This is a genomic window from Kribbella sp. NPDC003557, assembly GCF_040610805.1.
In the GTDB taxonomy this organism is placed as follows: Bacteria; Actinomycetota; Actinomycetes; order Propionibacteriales; family Kribbellaceae; genus Kribbella.
Genome location: NZ_JBEXMY010000004.1, coordinates 404933 through 424000 on the forward strand (window position 1 = coordinate 404933; position 19068 = coordinate 424000).

Sequence of the window (19068 nt, forward strand, 5' to 3'; positions counted from 1 at the left end):
GACAACCCGGCTCATCATCTATCGTGGTCCGGTGATCGCATCCGGCAGTCGGTACGTCGCTCTCGGCAGTTCGTTCGCGGCCGGACCGGGGATCAGCCCGATCGTGCACGCGCCGGCCGGTCGCTCGGGCAACAACTACGCGCAGCTGGTCGCGCGTGAGCTCGGACTCGACCTGGTCGACGTCTCGTACTCCGGCGCCACCACAGCGCACCTGCTCGACACCCGGCAGGACGACGCCCCGCCGCAGCTCGAAGCGCTCACACCGGACACCGCGCTCGTCACGATCACGGCCGGCGGCAACGATCTCGAGTACGTCGGGACGTTCCTGCGCGGGAGTTTCCTGAACACGATCGCGAGACCCGCGACGATCCTCGGCCGCCGGGTGGCGAACCGGATCCGCGCGCGGGTCAGCTATCTGAAGGACGAAGCGTCGTACCAGGCCGTCACCGATGCGCTGACGGCTGTGGTCGAGCAAGCCCGGGAGCGATCCCCGCAGGCGCGGATCCTGCTGGTCGACTACCTCAGCCTGGTCGGACCTGCGACGCGGCCGCGCCTGGACGTACCGCTGAACGAGGAGCAGTTGCCGAGCATCGCGCTGATGGCCGACGGCCTGGCGGCTGCCTTCGCGAAGGCAGCCGCCGCCACCGGAGTCGACCTGGTCGCCGCGTCGGCGGTGAGCCGGGAGCACGCCATCGGCTCCGCCGAGCCGTGGACCACGGGTTTCACGATGCTCCCGCCCACCCTCGGCGGTTTCGTCCCGTACCACCCGAACGCGGCCGGCATGCGCGCCGTCGCCGACCTGATCCTCGGGGTCCTGCGGGACTGAAGCTACTTCCCGGGCGTGGAGACGTACGGCGTGGTGGTGGTCACCGCGACGAAGCCGAGACGCTGGAGGATCGGGGAGCTGTCGTCGGAGGCGTCGACGTGGAGGTACTTGTAGCCGAGGTCGACGGCTCGCGCGGCGCGGATCGCGACCAGCGCCTTGTAGATACCCCGGCCGCGCCATTCGGCGAGCGTCGAGCCGCCCCACAGGCCGGTGAACTCGGTGCCCTTCTTGTACACGGCCCACGCCGCGGAGACCACCTGGCCGTCGGCTTCGGCGACGTAGACGTCGGTGCCGCTCGCCTGCCGGCGGACCAGGTCGTCGGCCAGCCAGGACCAGTCCTCGCCCCAGACCGTCGACTCCATCGCGGCGATGCGCTCGAAGTCCGCGCGGTCGGTGACGAGCCGGATCGTGATGCCGTCGACCGCGTCGCGGCCCTGCAGGCGCTCGGCGATGGCGGCGCTCTCGGCGACGAGGACGGTCTCCTGCTCCTCGGGCTCGAACCCGGCGGCCTTCAGCCGGTCCGGGAGGTCGGCCGGCAGGTCGTGGCCGCGGAGCTTCCACTCGACGGCCTGCCCCTTGGCGGCGAAGTAGTCGCGCTGGCGGGCGATCAGGGCGTCGATCCCGGCGCCGTCGAGCCCGTCCAGCGAGCGGTAGCTGACGAATCCGCGGCTCGGGTACTCGACCCGGATCACGGGTCCGTCGGTGCTCGTCGGTACGTCGGCGGTCTCGCTCGTCCCGCGCAGCTGGTCGTCGTACGCGGCGAGCAAGTCGTTCTTCAAGGCATCAGTCACGGGGTGACTCTGACACGACTCGCCCAGATCCGCCGGACATTTCGGGCCGCCAGGACCTTCGGGGCGCGGCGGCGCCGCCCGGCGGCCTCACTCAGTCCGTGCTTGTTCTCACGCTCGGCGTTCGCGAAGTGGCTCAGCGACACCATCAGGTTCAGCGGTTCCATCGATCCGTCCTCCAGTTTCCGGCGCTTTGACCAGAGGTCGGATCAGATCGGCCGAACTCGACATCGGCGGCTAGGACTTGTTCTCGGTCACCAGAACCAGGCGCCGCAGCAGGCCGTCGAGAAGGGCGCGGTCGGCCTCCGGCAGGTGGTGGACCAGCTCCTCCTCGACCCGCTGGATGTCGCCGATCCCGCGCTGCCAGAGCTCGTTCCCGGCCGGCGTCAGCGTCGCGACGACCTTGCGCCGGTCGTCCCGGTCGTGCGCACGCTCGACGTACCCGCGCCGCTCGAGCGCGTCCAGCCGGTTGGTCAGGGCGGCCGCCGACATGCCGAGCTGCCGCGCCAGCTGGCCGGGTGTCGCGCGGTACGGCGTACCCGCGCGGCGGAGCATGTGCAGCGTCTTGAACTCCCACAGCTGCAGCCCGTACGCCGCGAGCACGGCCTCGCGGCGGCGCTCGAGGTACCTCGTCAGCACCTGCAGCCGCACGGTGATGCCCTCGACCTCCCGGTCCAGGTCGTCCAGCTGCCCGGCCCAGAGGTCGACGTGCGCGTCCACGAAATCCTTCACCCGTCCAACTTTTCAGCGACTGAAGGTTAGTTGTCAAATATTTCGACGTCGAAATACCGTGGCGGCATGAGCCATCTCGCAGCCACCGATCTCGTCACCGCCGCCACCCATCTCCTGCGCGCCGGCCAGTGGGCCGCCGCGACCGACCTGCTGACCGCGGCCGGCACGGACGATCCCGCCGAGCGCGAGCTGCTCGCGCTCGCCCGGGCGGAGGTCGCCGTCGACCAGGACTTCGGCCGGCCGACCGACCACGCCGGCGCCGCACTCGCGGCGGTTCCCGGCGATTCGTGGGACCTGGCGATGCTGAGGTTCCGCAAGGACTACGCGACCGCCCTGTTCCAGGGCGGTGATCGCGACCTCCAGGTCCGCGCTCGGGCGCTGATCGAGCAGGCGCCCGACGACGCGCGCCGAGGGTGGGCGAGCTTCTGGACGGGCGCGACCGCCGACAACGTGGGCGAGCAGCCCGCGGAGGCGTGCGCACACTACGAGGTCGCGTTGGAGCTCGGCGAGAAATGCGGCGACGAGTTGCTGGTGGCGCAGGCCCTGCGGCATCTCGGCCATCACGCTCACGCGGCCGGCGACCTGGCCCTCGCGCGGACCCGGTGGGAGCGGTCGACCGAGCTCTTCCAGCAGGCCGGCCAGCTGCGCCCCGCACTCGCGCAGCAGGCGTCACTCGCGGTCCTGCTCCGCGACGAGGGCGACCTCGCGGGAGCGCGAGCACTCGCGACCGAGACGAACCGTTGGGCGCGGCAGCTCGATGTCCCGTTCATCGCCCAGCAGACCGCCGAGCTGATGGCTGAGCTGATGGAGGTGCCGGCATGAGCCGGCTTGCTGCGACTGACGTCGTCGCCGCCGCCACTCAGTTGATGCGCTCGGGGCAATGGACTGCCGCGACCGATCTGTTGACCGCCACCCGGCCCGACGATCCGGCCGAACGCCGCACCTTGGCCCTGGCACTGGCCGAAGTCGCGGTCGACCAGGACTTCGCCCAGCAGACCGATCACGCCTCGGCCGCACTGGCCGCCGTCGAGCAGGTCGCCGACGAGAGCATCGCGTGGGACGTCGAGATGCTGAAACTCCGCAAGGACTACGCGAACGCACTGTTCGGATCGGGCGGCGACGCCGAGGAGCTCGCGGAGCGGGCCGCGCGGCTGATCGACCAGGCGCCGGACGACGGGCGGCGTGGAGCCGTCAGCTTCTACGCCGGTGTCATGGCGGACAACCTCCTCGACCGGCCGGACCAAGCGTTCGCCCACTACGCCGACGCGCTCCGGCTCGGCGAGAAGACCGGCGACCCGTTGCTGATGTCGTACGCGCTGCGACACCTCGGCGACCACGCACACACCGCCGGCGACCTCGCCCTCGCCCGGCAGCACTGGGAACGCTCCACCGAGCAGCGCCAGCAGGTCGGCCACCTGCTGGGCGCACTGGCGCAGCAAACCCTGCTGGCCGTGCTCCTGCGGGACGAGGGCGACATCGCCGGATCACGAGCACTGGCGACCGAGATCAACCGCTGGGCACGCCAGGTACCGATCCCCTCGCTGGCGCACCAAACAGCTGATCTGATGGGTCGTTGACACGCTCGGCGTACCCGGACTCTCTGCGTGTGAGCGGACAGGTCGTCTGGGATGCGGCGGTGATCAAGCGGTCCAGCGGGCGAACTCCGCAGGAACACCGGCGCTGAACGCCACATGATCGGGCTCGCGCTCCGGCGGGACGAGGCCGACCGAGCCGAGCAGGTCGTCGGCCTCCAGCGCGGTGATGCTCGCGGCGTTCAGGATCCACGGCGGGTGCCGGTTCGGCAGGTACCAGGTCCGGCCGGCGTGGTGGACGTGCAGGCCCCAGCGCGCGGTCAGGAAGTCCTCGAGCGGCCCGGCAGGGAGCCGCTCGCCCATCTCGACGCCGACGACCGCCGCGGCGCCGGAGCTCCGGACGGTCGACGTGTACGTGTGGTGGTTGCCGTGGCGCTCGTGGCACATCCGGGCCCAGCGGTACGGCAGCCCGAAGACCGTACGCGCCGTCTTGACCACGGCCAGCCGGTTCGCGTCGAGGCTGAGGAACACGACACCACGCCGGCCCGTGTCGTCCACCGAGTACAGGCGGATGTTCGTCTCCAGGAACGAGCCGACGTACGGAACGGCGGGGCCGTACGGGAGCCCGGTGCCGACCATGCGGAACGGGATCAGGCCGACGTACGTGCGTCCCTCGAAGGTGTCCGGCCGGGTCCCGGGCGGGAAGAAGTGCGCGACGTCGTCCGGCGCGAACGCCCAGTGCACGAACGTCAGATCCAGCCACCGCTGCCGCAGGATCCGCGGCCACGGCAGCTCCGGCGCCTCCGGCCAGCTCACCGGCCGGCTCACTCCGCCGACGCTCGGACCTCGCACGTCGGCCTGCCGTCGTTCAGTTCACACACCAGGTACGCCGGCGCGCCCGGCTCGGCGGGCTTCCACGGCATCACCGCGTCGCCGGCCAGGAGCGCGTCGAGCGTCTGCAACTCCGGATCCCGCTGCTCCGCGTGATGCCGGTACCCGGCCGCGCCCAGCGCCAGCGCGACCGCCATCCCGAGCAGATTCACCTCGGTCGGCTTCTCGGGCACCGTCGTCCCGTCCCCCGGCTCGAGCTTGATGCCGTGGTCCGGGACTTCGACGATGCGGGCTACGTACCTCATGGGATCGAGCGTAGCCCCAGCGATCGGGTTCTGGGTGCCGTCGCCGCCGGTTTCGGTCTAGGACGAGAAGGCGGCGTCGAAGGACGCGGTCGGTGGGTCGAAGGCGAGCTCGCGGACGAACTTCACGGCTTCGGCGGCGCCGACCAGGCGGTCCATGCCGGCGTCCTCCCACTCGACCGAGATCGGGCCGTCGTAGCCGATCGAGTTCAGCATCCGGAAGCACGCCTCCCACGGGACGTCGCCGTGCCCGGTGGAGACGAAGTCCCAGCCGCGGCGCGGGTCGCCCCAGGCCAGGTGCGAGCCCATCCGGCCGTTCCGCCCGTTGCCGACCTGGCGCTTCGCGTCCTTGCAGTCGACGTGGTAGATCCGGTCCTTGAAGTCCCAGAGGAAGCCGACCGGGTCCAGGTCCTGCCAGACGAAGTGCGACGGGTCCCAGTTCAGCCCGAACGCCTCCCGGTGCCCGATCGCCTCCAGTGTCGCGGTCGTCGACCAGTAGTCGTAGGCGATCTCCGACGGGTGCACCTCGTGCGCGAACTTCACCCCGACCTCGTCGAACACGTCGAGGATCGGGTTCCACCGGTCCGCGAAGTCCTGGTAGCCGGCCTCGAGCATCGCCGGCGGCACCGGCGGGAACATCGCCACCGTCTTCCAGATCGACGACCCGGTGAACCCGACGACCACGTCCACACCGAGCGCCCGGGCGGCCCGGGCGGTGGTCTTCATCTCCTCGGCGGCGCGCTGCCGGACGCCTTCGGGGTCCCCGTCGCCCCAGATGTGCGCGGGCAGGATCGCCTGGTGCCGCTGGTCGATCGGGTCGTCGCAGACCGCCTGCCCGAGCAGGTGGTTCGAGATCGTCCACACCTTCAGGTTGTGCTTGGCCAGGATGTCCAGCCGGTCCTGGACGTACGCCGGGTCCTCGGCGGCACGGCGGACGTCGAGGTGGTCACCCCAGCAGGCGATCTCCAGCCCGTCGTACCCCCACGACGACGCCAGCCGGGCCACCTCCTCGAACGGCAGGTCGGCCCACTGGCCGGTGAACAGCGTGATCGGTCGTGCCATCGTTCTCTCCTTGTCGGGTGGTACTGCAGGGGTGTCCCCGGCGGCGTCCGGAGCGCGTGTACGCCGCCGGGGACGGTCACCGCGGGACTCGCCGGGCCGTCGCCCGTCCGGGGCCGAACCAGCCGGGGCGGCGGCAGGTGTACGGCGACGAGATCCCGCGGCGACGTCATCAGCCGAGCCGCGTCTTCAGGTCCTGGCCGACCGCGGTCAGCAGGGTCCGGGCCGGTACGTCGGCGACCGTGCGGGCCGTGGCCAGGTACAAGGTCAGGGCGACGTTCGCGGCCACGCTCTGGTGCCTGGCCGCGGCGCGTTCGGCGGTTCTGAGGTGTGCCTTCAGCACCGTGGCAGTGGCCAGCGGCACCTTTCCGGCGGAGTAGTAGCGGTCGACCAGCTTGACCGCCTCGGCGTACGACGCGACCACCGTGAACGGCACGTTCTTCACTGCGCTGTTCCCCGCGACGTCAGTAGCAGTCGCGGTCAGGACGTGCTCCCCGAGCCCCAGCACCGCACCGTCGACCGCTCCTGTCGTCGCCTTGCTGTCCAGGGCCAACACGACAGTTCCTGGCCCGGAGAGGGCATCCGTAACAGTCGCGCGCACCGAGGCGGTCGAGGCAACGCCCAGCGTCGCCGCCAGACCGGTGACCGCCGTACCAGGTGGTGTCTGGTCGATCTTCACCGTGACGGACGAGGGCTCCGAGACGTTCCCGGCTGTATCACTCCCCCGGACCGTCAGCGTGTGGGTCCCGTCGGCGGTCAGCATGACCGGCGCGGTGTACTCCGACCAGTTGCCGTCGCCAAGTTTCTGCTCCAGGTACACCTGCCCGGGCCGGTCGTCCACACCCATCGCCGTAGCGGTCACCGGCCCCGTCCACCAGCCCGCTTGTCCGGACGGTGTCGAGGGGTTGAGCCCCACGCTGACCGTGGGAGCCGTCGTGTCGGTGACCCGCCGGAAGTAGTCGAACTTCGCCTTCTTGGAGGCGGCCTGGTCGACGCCGAACGCGTACACACCGAACTTCGCCGAGCTCAGCGCGGTGTTCGTCACGGGTGCGAGCGCGGTCCAGGTCACGCCGTCCGAGCTGTACGAACCGGTGAAGGTCGCGTCGGACTTCGAGAGCCGGAGGTACCAGACGCCCTGGGTCGGTGACGGGGCGGCGTTCGGTTGTGGCGACTGGACCACGTCGGCCACCTCGCTGCGGAGCTCGATGCCTCGGGCAACCGGTGATCCGGCCGCGTTGGTGGTCAGGTAGTCGAGTTTCACGTAGTTCGCGTCGTCGGCGTACACCAGCAGACCTGCCTGCTGGAACGCCTCGTCGAACGACGACGCGTCGACCTTCGTCTCGATCGTCCAGTCGCCGTCCGGCGCCGGCTGCAGCATCAGGTTGCGCGGGTTGGTCGCCGTACCGCCGTAGATGTCGCCCTTGCCGGTGTCGATCTCCAGCCCGCCGCCGGTCACCCGGTAGGCGGCCGGATCCGGCCGTACGACGTCCGTCCAGCGACACGCGTCGAGCGTCGTCCCGCCGAACTCGTCGTCCGCGGTGGGCTGCTCGGCGGTGTCGTCAGGTGTGATCGAGAAGTAGTCGAACGACGCGGTGATCGGCAGTGCCTCGGTCCGGTTCGTCAGGCCGAACAGGCCGATCCGCGGGTTCGTGATGCCGGCCAGCTGCTTGGTCTCCGGCATCTCGGTGAAGGTTGCGCCATCGGCGCTGTACGCCGCCTTCAGGTTCGCGCCGTCGGAGGTGAATCGGACCCAGACGGTGTCCGGGTAGGCCGCGCCGAGGTTCGCCGTGTTCGACGCGGCGACCTCGTTCGGTACGCCGTTCTCCTCGCGGATGAACTGGAAGATCCGGTCCGCCGCCGAGGGTGATCCGGTGGAGCGGCCCTGCAGAACCATCTTGGCGTAGTTGTCGTCGTCGCCGTAGACGATGAGTCCGGCCTGCTGGTAGGCCAGCCGGGCCGGCAACGTGACCTTGGTGGTCGCCGACCAGGCTCCGGCCGGGAGCGGCTGCAGGACGAGGTTCGGCGTCCCGGTGTTGCCTGTGCCGTAGATGTCGGTCGCGGTCAGCGGGATCGAGAGGTTGCCGTCGGCCACCGAGAGCTCTTGGTTGCCTCGGACAACTGCCGACCAGCGGGTGGTGTCGAGAGCGCTGCCGTCGAAGCCGTCCGAGCGTCCGGTCAGGCAGGTCGGCGCCGACGGTGAGTCGACGGTTACGTCGACCTTCGCTGTTCCCGCGGCCCCGCGCGCATCAGTGACCGTCGCTGTGACGGTGTGTTTGCCCGGGACGGTGAAGGTATGCGAGGCAGCCGGCCCGGTGGCAGTACCTCCGTCGCCGAAGGTCCAGGCGTAGGTCAGCGGGAGGTCTCCCTCCGGGTCGGTGGCCGCGGCCGTGAAATCGACGGCCAGGGGTGCCTTGCCTTGAGTCGTCGAAGCCGTGACCGTGACTGCGGGACGTTGGTTCTCCGTGACGCCCTTGCCGATGAACTTGACCCAGTTGACGTTCAGCTGGCCGGTCGTCTTCACGAAGTACAGCGGCCCGCTGTCGAGTGAGGCGCCGCTGACCGCGCCGGTGAAGTCGCCGTAGGTCTGCCAGGCGCCGGTCGGGGACACCTGGATGGTGGCGACGACAGGGCCGTCCGTCGGCGACCCCTGCCGGACCTGCACCGTCGCGCCGGCGTCGGGAGATGCCGCGCGCAGCTGGATCTGGTCGATGTTGGTCAGGTTGGTCGGTTTCCAGCCCCACCAGTCGCCGTCCTCGATGAACCCGATGTTCTTCCCGCCGCCCGCGGTGTCACCGGTGTCCTCGACCTGCACGCCGGGCGCCGAGCCCGGTCCGCCGGTCTCGCTGAAGAACTCTGCCTCCCGGGTCTTCGGCTGCAGCTGGACCACCTTCTGCGTGGTGATCCTGCCGGTTCCCGGCGCTCCCTGGTCGGTATAGGTGACCGTGACGATGCCGAAGATGTTCGCGCCGACATGCCCCTGGTCACCGGGTAGCGGGAACGTCCCCTCACATCCGTGGTACTGCTCGTACCCGTGGGCGTGCTCGTCGTGCCCGAGCGCCGGCTGGGTGATGACGTCGTCGCAGTCGACCGTTCCGTCCTCGGGATCGGTGACCGTCACCCGGTAGTGGATCGTGTCGCCGAAGTCGAAGAACCCGCCGTCGACCGGCGCCTGCACGGTGATCGTCGGCGCGGTGTTGCCGGCCGTGATCGTCCGGTTCGACACCGCCGTCCGCCCGTCCGGATCCGTCACCGTCAACCGCGCGGTGAAGACCCCGGCCGTCGTGTACGTGTACGACGGCTTGGCGTCGGTGCTGTCCGTCGTACCGTTGCCGTCGAAGTCCCACGCCAGCGTCACCGGCTGACCGTCCGGATCACGTGAACCGGTGGAGTCGAACGCGACGGTCAGCGGCACCGGACCGGAGGTCTTGTCGGTGCCGAACTGCGCGATCGGCGCCCGGTTCCCCTGGATGTAGTCGATGCGGTAGATCCCCGAGTCCGCGTTGTTCCCGCCGAACCCGCTCCCCCACTCGATCACGTACAGCGCGCCGTCCGGCCCGAACTGCAGCGCGTGCGGCCGGATGAAGTTCAGCTTCTGCAGCATCCGCGACACGTCGGCCACACCGGTGCGGTCGTCGTTCAGCTGCACCGAGAACAGCCGGCTGTCGTTCCAGTCGGCCCACACGGCCTTGCCGTCGAAGTACGCCGGCCACTTGCGATCCGACGGGTTCGCGGCGTCGTACTTGTAGGCCCCGCTCGTCATCGGCGCGCCGCTGCCGCCGATCTCGGGGACGCCGGTCGTCGACTTGCCCTGCCACATCGTCGCGGGAATTGCCGCCGGCAACTGGGTCAGGCCGGTGTTGTTCGGCGACTCGTTGACCGGCGCGGCGCAGTTGAAGGTGGCTCCGGAGGTTCCCGTCGCGAAGTCGTAGTCGTTGTACGGCGTGTTCGCGCCGACGCAGTACGGCCAGCCGTAGAAGCCCGGCCTGGACAGGATGTTCCACTCGACGCGGCCGTCCGGACCGCGGGTCGGCGAGACGGCACCGGCGTCCGGTCCGTAGTCGGCGACGAACAGGTGGTTGGTGGTCGGGTCGATCCCGATCCGGAACGGGTTGCGGAAGCCCATCGCATAGATCTCGGGCCGCGTCTTCGCCGTCCCCGGCGGGAACAGGTTGCCGGCCGGCACGGTGTAGCTGCCGTCGGCCTCCGGGTGGATGCGGAGCACCTTGCCGTTCAGCACGTTGCTGTTCGCCGCCGATCGCTGCGCGTCCCAGGCGGTCCGGCCGGCGCGCTCGTCGATCGGCGCGTAGCCGTCGGAGTCGAACGGGTTGCTGTTGTCGCCGGTCGCGATGTAGAGGTTGCCGTCGCCGTCGAACTCGAGCGCACCACCGGCGTGGCAGCACTGGTCGCGTTGCGTGTCGATCCGCAGAACCTGCTTCTCGCTCGCGAGGTCGAGGGTGTCACCAGTCACCGTGAACCGCGAGACCCGGTCGTACGGCTCCGTGCTCACCGGCGAGTAGTAGAGGTACACGAACCCGTTCGTCGCGAAGCCGGGGTCCAGCGCGATCCCGAGCAGCCCGAACTCCTGGCCGGTGTAGACACTGAGCGTCCCGGCGGTCACGACCGAGCCGTCGGTCTTGACGATCTTCACCGCGCCGTTCCGGTCGATGTAGAAGACCCGGCCGTCGTCGGCGATCGCCAGCTCCATCGGGTTCGACGTGTCGTCGTCCAGCGTCACCTTCTCGTAGCTGTCGCTCAGCGACGCGCCGCAGTCCGCGGGCTCGGCGCCGGCCGCGGTCTTGATACCGCCGAGCAACTGCTTGCGGAACGTCGGGTCGGTGTACGACTCGATCGTGTGGCCCATACCCGTGTACCAGGCCCGTCCGCCGTCGTAGTCCTGGCACCAGGTGATCGGGTGCTCGGGGCCCATGTTGCCGCCGCTGTACGACGACTCGTCGAGCGAGGCGAGGACGTGGACGGCGCCGCGCGGATTGGTCCGGTAGTTGTACCACTCGTCCGTCCGCGGCCACAGCGTCGGCGCGTCCTTCGTCGACGGGTGCGCGTGGTCCTCCACCTTCACCGTCGCGTCCGGCGTCCCCGCGGGGTGGCTGTCGAAGTAGCTGCCGACGAGCTTGCCGTACCAGGGCCAGTCGTACTCGGTGTCGGACGCGGCGTGGATACCGGCGTACCCGCCGCCGCCGCGGATGTACCGCTCGAACGCGGCCTGCTGGTCCGCGTTCAGCACGTCGCCGGTCGTGGACAGCCAGATGACGACCTCGTACTTCGCCAGCTCGGTGTCGTTGAACATCGTCGCGTCCTCGGTCGCGGTGACCGTGAAGCCGTTCGCGGTCGCCAGGTCCTTGATCGCCTGGATGCCGGCCGGGATCGAGTCGTGCCGGAAACCGGCGGTCTTGCTGAAGATCAGGGCGTTGAAGGTCTCGTCACCGTGACCGGGATGGGCCCGGGCCGGCAACGGGGTCAGCAACGCCGCGAACAGGGCGAGCACGAGCATCATCAAGAGGCCGTGCCTGCGTAGCTGGATCATGCGGAGCTCCTCATGGGTCGGACAAGGGCGCGCGCTCCACTACAAGTCCCGTGCTCTGCCCTGCGCGGGATGTACTACCGGTCAGATCAGCGAACGCCGAGCAGGTGCTCCATCGCCAGCTGGTCCAGCCGTTCGAACCCGAGACCGCGCTCGGCCAGCGCCTCCCGGTCGTACGTCGCGTTGCGGAGGTCGTCCAGCGACTCACCCTCGGCCAGGGTGGGTTCGGACATCTCCGCGACCCGTGCGGCGGCGAGCGCCTCCGCGACCTCGGGGTCGGCACGGAACGCCTGCACCTTGTCGCGCAGGATCAGGTAGTTCCGCATACAGCCCCGCGCGGTCTCCCAGACGCCTTCCTCGTCCTCGGTCCGCGGCGGCTTGTAGTCGAAGTGGATGTAGCCGTCGTAGGCCGGCTGGTTGCCCGAGCCCTGCAGGACGTCGACCGTCCAGAAGGCCTCCCGCAGGTTCCCGGCGCCGAACCGCAGGTCCTGGTCGAACCGCGGACCGTGCTGGCCGTTGAGGTCGATGTGGTAGAGCTTCCCGTGCCACAGCGCCTGCGCGATGCCGTGCGCGTAGTTCAGCCCGGCCATCTGCTCGTGCCCGACCTCGGGGTTGATCCCGACCAGCTCGGGGTCGGCGAGGTCGTTGATGAACGCGATCGCGTGCCCGATCGACGGCAGCAAGATGTCACCGCGCGGCTCGTTCGGCTTCGGCTCCAGCGCGAACCGGATGTTGTAGCCCTGCGCGCGGACGTACGCGCAGAGGATGTCCATCGACTCCTTGTACCGGTCGAGTGCCGCCCGGACGTCCTTCGAGCCGCCGGACTCGGCGCCCTCCCGGCCGCCCCACAGCACGTACGTCGTCGCGCCCAGCTCGGCCGCCAGGTCGACGTTGCGCAGCACCTTCGCCAGCGCGTACCGCCGGACCTGACGGTCGTTGGCGGTCAGGCCGCCGTCCTTGAACACCGGGTGCGCGAACAGGTTCGTGGTCATCATCTCGACGACCATGCCGGTGTCGGCCAGCGACTTCGTGAAGCGCTCGAGCGTCTGCGCCCGGGTGCTGTCGTCCGGTACGACGTCGTCGTCGTGGAACGTGACCGCCGCGGCGCCCAGTTCCGCGAGCTTCTCGACCGCGTGCACCGGGTCCATCGCCGGGCGGACCGCCGTACCGAACACGTCGACGCCCTGCCAGCCGACGGTCCACAGACCGAAGGAGAACTTGTCGTCCTTGGTCGGGGTGTACTCACTCATTGCGGAATCTCCTGCCATTGTCGGGATGCCGAGCTGGCCTCGACCGCGGCCAGCACGCGCTGGACTCGCAGCCCGTCGGCGAACGACGGTTCCGGATCGGCGCCTTCGGCGATCGCGGTGACCAGGTCGACGACCTGATGGGTGAACCCGTGCTCGTAGCCGAGCAGGTGACCCGGCGGCCACCAGGCGGCGACGTACGGGTGCTCGGGTTCGGTGGCGAGGATGCGGCGGAAACCCGCCGTCCTCGAGTCTTCGGTGGCGTCGTAGAAGTGCAGGAGATTCATGTCCTCGAAGTCGAACGCCAGACTGCCGAGGCTTCCGTTGATCTCGATCCGGATCGCGTTCTTCCGGCCGGTCGCGAAGCGGGTCGCCTCGAAGACGCCCAGCGCACCGGAGCGGAAGGTGGCCAGGAACACGGCCGCGTCGTCGACCGTCACGGGTCCGCGCTCGCTTCCGGCGGTACCGGCCAGGCCGGAGTGCTCGGCCGCGACCGGGCGCTCCTTGACGAACGTCTCGAGCCGCGCGCTGACCTCACCGATGGTGTCGCCGGTGATGTACTGCGTGAGGTCGATGATGTGCGCGCCGATGTCGCCGAGCGCGCCCGAGCCGGCCTTCTCCTTGTCCAGCCGCCACGACAGCGGCGCCTCCGGATCGGCGATCCAGTCCTGGAGGTACTGCGCGCGGACGTGCCGGATCGTGCCCAGCTTGCCTTCGGCAACCAGCTGGCGGGCCAGCCCGATGGCCGGCACGCGACGGTAGGTGAACCCGACCATCGACCTGATCCCCCGGGCCCTGGCCGCCTCGGCGGCCGCGGTCATCGCCTCGGCCTCCTCGACGGTGTTGGCCAGCGGCTTCTCGCACAGCACGTGCTTGCCGGCCTCCAGGGCTGCGATCGCGATCTCGGCGTGGCTGTCGCCCGGCGTGCACACGTCGACCAACTGGACGTCGTCGCGAGCGATCAGCTTGCGCCAATCGGTCTCGGTCTCCTTCCAGCCGAGCTTCGTCGCCGCCGCCCGCACAGCCTCGGCGTTGCGGCCACCGAGCACGTTCAGCTGGGGATCCAGCGGCAGGTCGAAGAAGCGCGGCGCGCTCCGCCAGGCCTGCGAATGGGCCGCCCCCATGAACGCGTAGCCGATCAGGCCGATGCCCAGGTTCGTCATTGCTCTCCTCTTAGCTCTCGAATGCGGTGGGCAGGTACTGGTCCACGTTGTCCTTGGTCACCACCGGCGCGTACAGCTGCACGGTGCGCGGCACCTCGACCTCCACCAGGTCGCCGAGGGCCTTCTTCTGCACGAGCAGCCGGGCCAGCCGGACACCGTCGGCACCCTGCGTGGACGGGTAGATGACGGTGGCCTTGAGCAACGAGTTGCCGGACTTGATGTCCCGCATCACGTTCGCCGAGCCGGCCCCGCCGACCACGAAGAACTCCTTGCGGCCGGAGTTCTTGATCGCGGCCATCACGCCGACACCCTGGTCGTCGTCGTGGTTCCAGATCGCGTCGATCTTCGGCGCGGCCTGCAGCAGGTTGGCGGCGGCCTTCTCACCGGACTCGACGGTGAACTCGGCGGCCACCCGGTTGCTGACCTTCAGCCCGCAGTCGGCGAGCGCGTCCTTGAACCCCTTGCTGCGGTCCTGAGTCAACGGCAGCGAGTCGATCCCGGCGATCTCCGCGACCACCGCGTCCTTCTTGCCCTTCAGCTGCTGGCAGATGTACGTGCCGGCCGACACGCCCATCCCGCGGTTGTCGCCGAGCACCGTCGTCCGGGCCGCGAACGAGCTGTCGAACTCGCGGTCCACGTTCACCACCGTGATGCCGGCCTCCATCGCCTTCGTCGCGACCGGGGTGAGCGCGGCCCCGTCGAACGGCAGCAGGACGATGGCGTCGACCTTCTGGTTGATGAACGTCTCGACCTGGCTGATCTGCAGGTTCACGTCGTTGGTGCCCTCGGCGACGACCAGCTCGACGTCGGAGTACTTCTTCGCCTCGGCCTGGGTGGCCTTCGTGATCGCACCCATCCAGCCGTGGTCGGCGGCCGGTGCGGAGAACCCGATCTTGACCTTCTTGCCGGGCTCGTCGTTCTTCACCGCGGCCTGCTCGGCCGGCTTGTTGCCGTTGTCCTCCTCGGCCTTCGGGGTGTTGCTGGTGCAGGCGGCGAGTGCGAGCACACCGAGTCCTGCGATCACCAGTGTGCGAGCGGAACTTCGGGACATCCTTGTCCTCCTTCTGTGACTGCTACGAGCTGGTGGTACGACGCGCCAGCCGTTGCTGGAGGAGGACGGCGATCACGATGATCGCGCCCTTCGCCACCGACTGGGCGGAGATGCTCAGGTTGTTGAGGGTGAAGACGTTGTTCAACGTCGTGAAGATCAGTACGCCGAACACGGTGCCGACGATCGTGCCGCGGCCGCCGGACAGCAGCGTGCCGCCGATCACCACCGCCGCGATCGCGTCGAGTTCGTACAACTGACCGTGGGTGGAGCTCCCCGTGGTCGTCCGCGCCATCAGCATCACCGCGGCGATCCCGCAGCACAGTCCGGCCAGGACGTACAGCGCCACGGTGTGACGCTGGACCTTGATGCCCGCCAGGCGGGCGGCTTCGGCGTTCCCGCCGACGGCGAAAGTGCGGCGGCCGAAGGTGGTGCGGTTCAGGATCACCCAGCCGGCCGCGGCCACCAGCACGAAGATCCAGACCAGCACCGGGACGCCGATCAACGAGCCGCCGAAGAAGTCGACGAACGAGTTGACCGTGATGATCTGGGTCTTCCGGTCGGAGATGATCTCGGCCAGGCCGCGGGCCGCCGCCAGCATCGCCAGCGTGGCGATGAACGGCACGATCTTGCCGTAGGCAACCAGGAGACCGTTGACCAGGCCGCAGGCGGCGCCGACCGCGAGCGCCGTGGTGACCATGAAGATCCAGTGGTAGTCGGCGGCCAGCTGCTGGGTCGCCAGCGTGGTCGCCCAGACCGACGCCAGCGCGACCATCGCGCCGACGCTGAGGTCGATCCCGCCGCCGGTGATGACGAACGTCATCCCGACGCTGACCACCCCGATGACCGCGGCCAGTCGCAGGATGGTCAGCACGTTCGCACCGGTCGCGAACGTGTCTCCTGCCGTGACCGCGCCGACGATGCAGAGCAGGACCAGCGCGATGACCAGGCCCAGGTTGCGCCCGAAACCGGTCTGCAGAAGGCTCGTGGACCGCTGGGCGGCCGGTGGGGTGACAGTTTCCTGGGTGGATGAGGTTGTGATGTCCTCACTCATCACATGGCACTTCCTTCCATCACCAGGTCGAGGACCTGGTGCTCGTCGATGTCTTGCGCGGGCCCCGTGTGGACGGCACGCCCCTCCCGCAGTACGACGACCCGGTCGGACAGACCGAGCACTTCCTCGACCTCGCTGGAGACCAGCACGATCGCGACCCCGTTGGACGCCAGCTCCCGGATCAGCGCGTAGATCTCCGACCGCGCCCCGACGTCGACTCCCCGGGTCGGCTCGTCCAGCAGCAGCACCCGGCAGTCCCGCAGCAACCAGCGCGCGAGTACGACCTTCTGCTGGTTGCCGCCGGACAGGTTGCGCACCGGGTGGTCGACCCCGGGCGGACGGACGTCCAAGGCCTTGGCCAGCTTGGTCGCCGCCTCCCGCTCGGCCCGGCTGTTCAGGAATCCGGTGCTGGCGAAGCGTCCCAGCGTCGACACGGTGATGTTCTTGAACACCGCCTCGTCGAGCAGCAACGCCTGACTCTTGCGTTCCTCCGGGGCGAGCCCGACCCCGGCCTTGACCGCGGCCTGCACCCGGCCCGGTCTGAGCGTGACCCCGCCGACTCGCACGGACCCGGTCGCCGGGCGGCGGGCGCCGTACACGGTCTCCAGTACTTCGGAACGGCCGGAGCCGACCAGTCCGGCCAGCCCGACGATCTCGCCCGCGCGGACCTGGAAGTCGATCCCGGAGAACTCACCCGGCCGGCTCAGGCCGACGACCTCCAGCAGGACGGGCGCGGTGGACGGGATCTCGGCACGGGGCGGGAAGACGTACTCGATCGACCGGCCGGTCATCAGCTGGATGAGTTCCTTGGTCGGCGTCTCGCGGGCGTCCAGGCCGGTCGCCACGGTCGCGCCGTCCTTCAGCACCGTGACCCGGTCGCCGATCTCCCGGATCTCCTCGAGCCGGTGCGAGATGTAGACGACCGCGACACCGCGATCGGTCAGGCCGCGGATCACCCGGAACAGGTTCGACACCTCTTCCGGGTCGAGCACGGCCGACGGCTCGTCCATCACGATCAGGCGGGCGTCGCGGGACAGCGCCCGGGCCATGCTGACGATCTGCTGCCCGGCGGCCGGCAACGAGCCGACCGTACGGTGCACCGGGATCTCGGCATGGCCGAGGCCCTGCAGGATCGTGCGTGCCTTCGCGTTCGCCTCGTGCGTGCGGCTGAAGCCGTAGCGGGACGGCTCGTGACCGAGGAAGATGTTCTCGGCAACGGTCAGCTCCGGCACCAGGTCGAGCTCCTGGTAGATCGCGGCGATACCCCGCTGGATCGCCGCCGTCGGGCTGTTCAGCTGCACCGGCTCGTCGTTGATCCGGATCGTGCCCGCGTCCGGCTGGTGGGCGCCGGTCAGCACCCGGATCAGCGTGGACTTTCCGGCGCCGTTCTGCCCGAGCAGGCAGTGCACCTCGCCCGCGCGGACGTCGAGGTCCACGCCGTCGAGTGCCCGGACGCCCGGGAACTGCTTGACGATGCCCGTCATGGTCAGCAGGTCGCTCATGCCGCCGCCCCGATCCGGGTCGGGTCGACGAAGATCCGGTCGAGCGAGATCTGCGCCCCGCCGCGGACGGCCGCCGCGAAACCGAGCTCCGACCGGACGACCCGGCAGCCGCCGCCGTCCGGTGCGATCACGCGGTCGCGGATCGCCTTCTCCAGAGGTTCCTTCAGCCACGGCCCGAGGACGGCGAAGTAGCCGCCCAGTACGAGCACGTCCGGATTCAGGATGTTCACCAGGATCGCTCCCCCAATCCCCAGCCAGGTGCCGACGTCCTTCAGCGCGGACAGCGTCCGCGTGTCCCCCGCTTCGGCGCGCCGGGTGATCCCGGCCAGCCGTTGCTCCACGTCCAGCGACGGGTCCCGCACCGGGTCGTCCCTGTCCGTTGCCTTATGCAACAGTGCGGTCAGCCCGACGACGGTCTCCCAGCAGCCGGTCCGCCCGCATCCGCAGGTCCGCCCGGGCGGCGCGACCGGCATGTGCCCGACCTCGCCGCTGTAGCCGCGGCCGCCGCGCAACAGATGCCCGCCGGTGACCACCCCGCCACCGACACCGACCGCCCCGGTCAGCAGCACCAGGTCATGCGTCGGACGACCCCCGCCGCCGCTCCTGTCCCCGCCGCTCTGGTCTCCACGGCCGCCGCTCTGGTCCCCGCGGCCGCTGGCCTGGTCCCCGCTGGCCGCGCCGTCCTCGGCGCGGCGGAGTTCGGCGTAGGCGGCCAGTGCTGCGAGGTTCGCCTCGTTCTCGACGTGCAGTGGGTACTCCGGGTTGCCCAGCCGGCCGCGCATCTCCCGGGCGACCGAGACCTCACCCCAGCCCAGGTTCGGCGCCAGCTTCAGCTCACCGGTCTCGCCCTGGACCAGGCCCGGTACCGCCAGCGTCACCCCGGCGAGCTGCCCGCCCCGGGCGGACACGGCCGCGAGCGCCTCGCGAACCAGGTCCGCGAGCCGGTCGAGCGTCGTGGCCGGCTCGAGGTGCGCGACATCCACCGGCACGCGCTTCTCCAGGACCACCCGCCCGGCCAGGTCGAGCGCCGACACCGCCAGGTAGTCGACGTTGATCTCGGCGCCGACACCGCACACGCCGGTGCCGTCGAGCTCGACGAGCTGACCCGGGCGGCCGAGCGCGCGGCTGGAGTCGGCCGAGCCCTCGCGCAGCAGGCCGCGTTCGACGAGTTCGGCGACCAGGCTGCTGACGGTCGCCTTGTTCAGCCCGGTCTCCTCGGCGATCCGGGCGCGGGACCGCGGACCGAGGTCGCGGACGTGCCGCAGGACCACCGAGAGGTTGTTGCGCCGCAGTGACACGTGATCGGCGGCAACGCCCCGGCTTCCCGGGCGGCGACCGTCGGTCAACGTCATCTGGGCACCCCTTCCCGGACTTTGTCTGTTGATCCAACAAACTAAGTTCACGCCGTCCGGCCGTCAAGGGTTCGTAACAGTCGAGTTCTTGCA

The 19068-nt window shown here is 69.9% G+C and carries 16 protein-coding genes; 3 read left to right on the forward strand and 13 right to left on the reverse strand.

Translation table 11 applies throughout. The features are described 5' to 3' along the window. The first annotated feature begins 31 nt into the window (after window positions 1-31). Entirely contained in the window at window positions 32-826 is a 795-nt protein-coding gene (locus ABZW60_RS18410; protein ID WP_355478255.1) for an SGNH/GDSL hydrolase family protein, read from the forward strand. Window positions 827-828: 2 nt separating this feature from the next. Here ABZW60_RS18410 and ABZW60_RS18415 read toward each other — a convergent pair whose 3' ends face one another. The 3 genes from ABZW60_RS18415 to ABZW60_RS18425 all read right to left on the reverse strand — a co-directional run bounded on the left by ABZW60_RS18415 (window position 829) and on the right by ABZW60_RS18425 (window position 2346). Further along, window positions 829-1617 (reverse strand): GNAT family N-acetyltransferase, encoded by a 789-nt coding sequence (locus ABZW60_RS18415; protein WP_355478257.1) that lies wholly within the window; start codon window positions 1615-1617, stop codon window positions 829-831. Further along, window positions 1614-1781 (reverse strand): hypothetical protein, encoded by a 168-nt coding sequence (locus ABZW60_RS18420; protein WP_355478258.1) that lies wholly within the window; start codon window positions 1779-1781, stop codon window positions 1614-1616. Before ABZW60_RS18420 ends, ABZW60_RS18415 begins: the two co-directional genes overlap by 4 nt. Window positions 1782-1851: 70 nt before the next feature. Then, window positions 1852-2346, reverse strand: coding sequence for a MarR family transcriptional regulator (locus tag ABZW60_RS18425; protein ID WP_355478260.1), 495 nt, complete (start codon window positions 2344-2346; stop codon window positions 1852-1854). A 66-nt stretch (window positions 2347-2412) separates the two neighbouring features. Between ABZW60_RS18425 and ABZW60_RS18430 the strand changes: the two genes are divergently transcribed. Both ABZW60_RS18430 and ABZW60_RS18435 read left to right on the forward strand, forming a co-directional pair. Then, window positions 2413-3168, forward strand: coding sequence for a hypothetical protein (locus ABZW60_RS18430; protein WP_355478262.1), 756 nt, complete (start codon window positions 2413-2415; stop codon window positions 3166-3168). After that, window positions 3165-3923, forward strand: coding sequence for a hypothetical protein (locus ABZW60_RS18435; RefSeq protein WP_355478264.1), 759 nt, complete (start codon window positions 3165-3167; stop codon window positions 3921-3923). The genes ABZW60_RS18430 and ABZW60_RS18435 overlap by 4 nt, the downstream gene beginning before the upstream one ends. A gap of 63 nt (window positions 3924-3986) precedes the next feature. Here the strand turns inward: ABZW60_RS18435 and ABZW60_RS18440 are convergent, their stop codons facing one another. From ABZW60_RS18440 to ABZW60_RS18485, 10 genes are all read right to left on the reverse strand, one after another. After that, window positions 3987-4694 (reverse strand): DUF2071 domain-containing protein, encoded by a 708-nt coding sequence (locus ABZW60_RS18440; RefSeq protein ID WP_355478266.1) that lies wholly within the window; start codon window positions 4692-4694, stop codon window positions 3987-3989. A gap of 8 nt (window positions 4695-4702) precedes the next feature. Next, window positions 4703-5014: a hypothetical protein gene (locus ABZW60_RS18445; protein ID WP_355478268.1), complete on the reverse strand. Its 312-nt coding sequence runs from the start codon at window positions 5012-5014 to the stop codon at window positions 4703-4705. Window positions 5015-5071: 57 nt separating this feature from the next. After that, window positions 5072-6073: a sugar phosphate isomerase/epimerase family protein gene (locus tag ABZW60_RS18450; protein WP_355478270.1), complete on the reverse strand. Its 1002-nt coding sequence runs from the start codon at window positions 6071-6073 to the stop codon at window positions 5072-5074. Window positions 6074-6242: 169 nt separating this feature from the next. Then, complete coding sequence (locus ABZW60_RS18455; protein ID WP_355478272.1) at window positions 6243-11612, reverse strand: ThuA domain-containing protein; 5370 nt, start codon at window positions 11610-11612, stop codon at window positions 6243-6245. Window positions 11613-11698: 86 nt separating this feature from the next. After that, window positions 11699-12859: a xylose isomerase gene (gene xylA / locus ABZW60_RS18460; RefSeq protein ID WP_355478274.1), complete on the reverse strand. Its 1161-nt coding sequence runs from the start codon at window positions 12857-12859 to the stop codon at window positions 11699-11701. Then, window positions 12856-14019 carry a Gfo/Idh/MocA family oxidoreductase gene (locus tag ABZW60_RS18465; protein ID WP_355478275.1) on the reverse strand — a complete coding sequence of 388 codons (1164 nt, stop codon included), beginning with the start codon at window positions 14017-14019 and terminating at the stop codon, window positions 12856-12858. Before ABZW60_RS18465 ends, xylA begins: the two co-directional genes overlap by 4 nt. Before the next feature lie 10 nt (window positions 14020-14029). Continuing rightward, window positions 14030-15070, reverse strand: a complete 1041-nt coding sequence (locus tag ABZW60_RS18470; protein WP_355478276.1) for a substrate-binding domain-containing protein — start codon at window positions 15068-15070, stop codon at window positions 14030-14032. Between the two features lie 22 nt (window positions 15071-15092). Then, window positions 15093-16121, reverse strand: a complete 1029-nt coding sequence (locus ABZW60_RS18475; protein WP_355478278.1) for an ABC transporter permease — start codon at window positions 16119-16121, stop codon at window positions 15093-15095. Further along, the gene (locus ABZW60_RS18480) at window positions 16121-17623 is read right to left on the reverse strand and encodes a sugar ABC transporter ATP-binding protein (protein ID WP_355478280.1); all 1503 of its coding nucleotides are present in this window, start codon (window positions 17621-17623) and stop codon (window positions 16121-16123) included. Before ABZW60_RS18480 ends, ABZW60_RS18475 begins: the two co-directional genes overlap by 1 nt. Continuing rightward, the gene (locus tag ABZW60_RS18485) at window positions 17620-18975 is read right to left on the reverse strand and encodes an ROK family transcriptional regulator (RefSeq protein WP_355478282.1); all 1356 of its coding nucleotides are present in this window, start codon (window positions 18973-18975) and stop codon (window positions 17620-17622) included. Before ABZW60_RS18485 ends, ABZW60_RS18480 begins: the two co-directional genes overlap by 4 nt. Window positions 18976-19068: the final 93 nt, after the last annotated feature.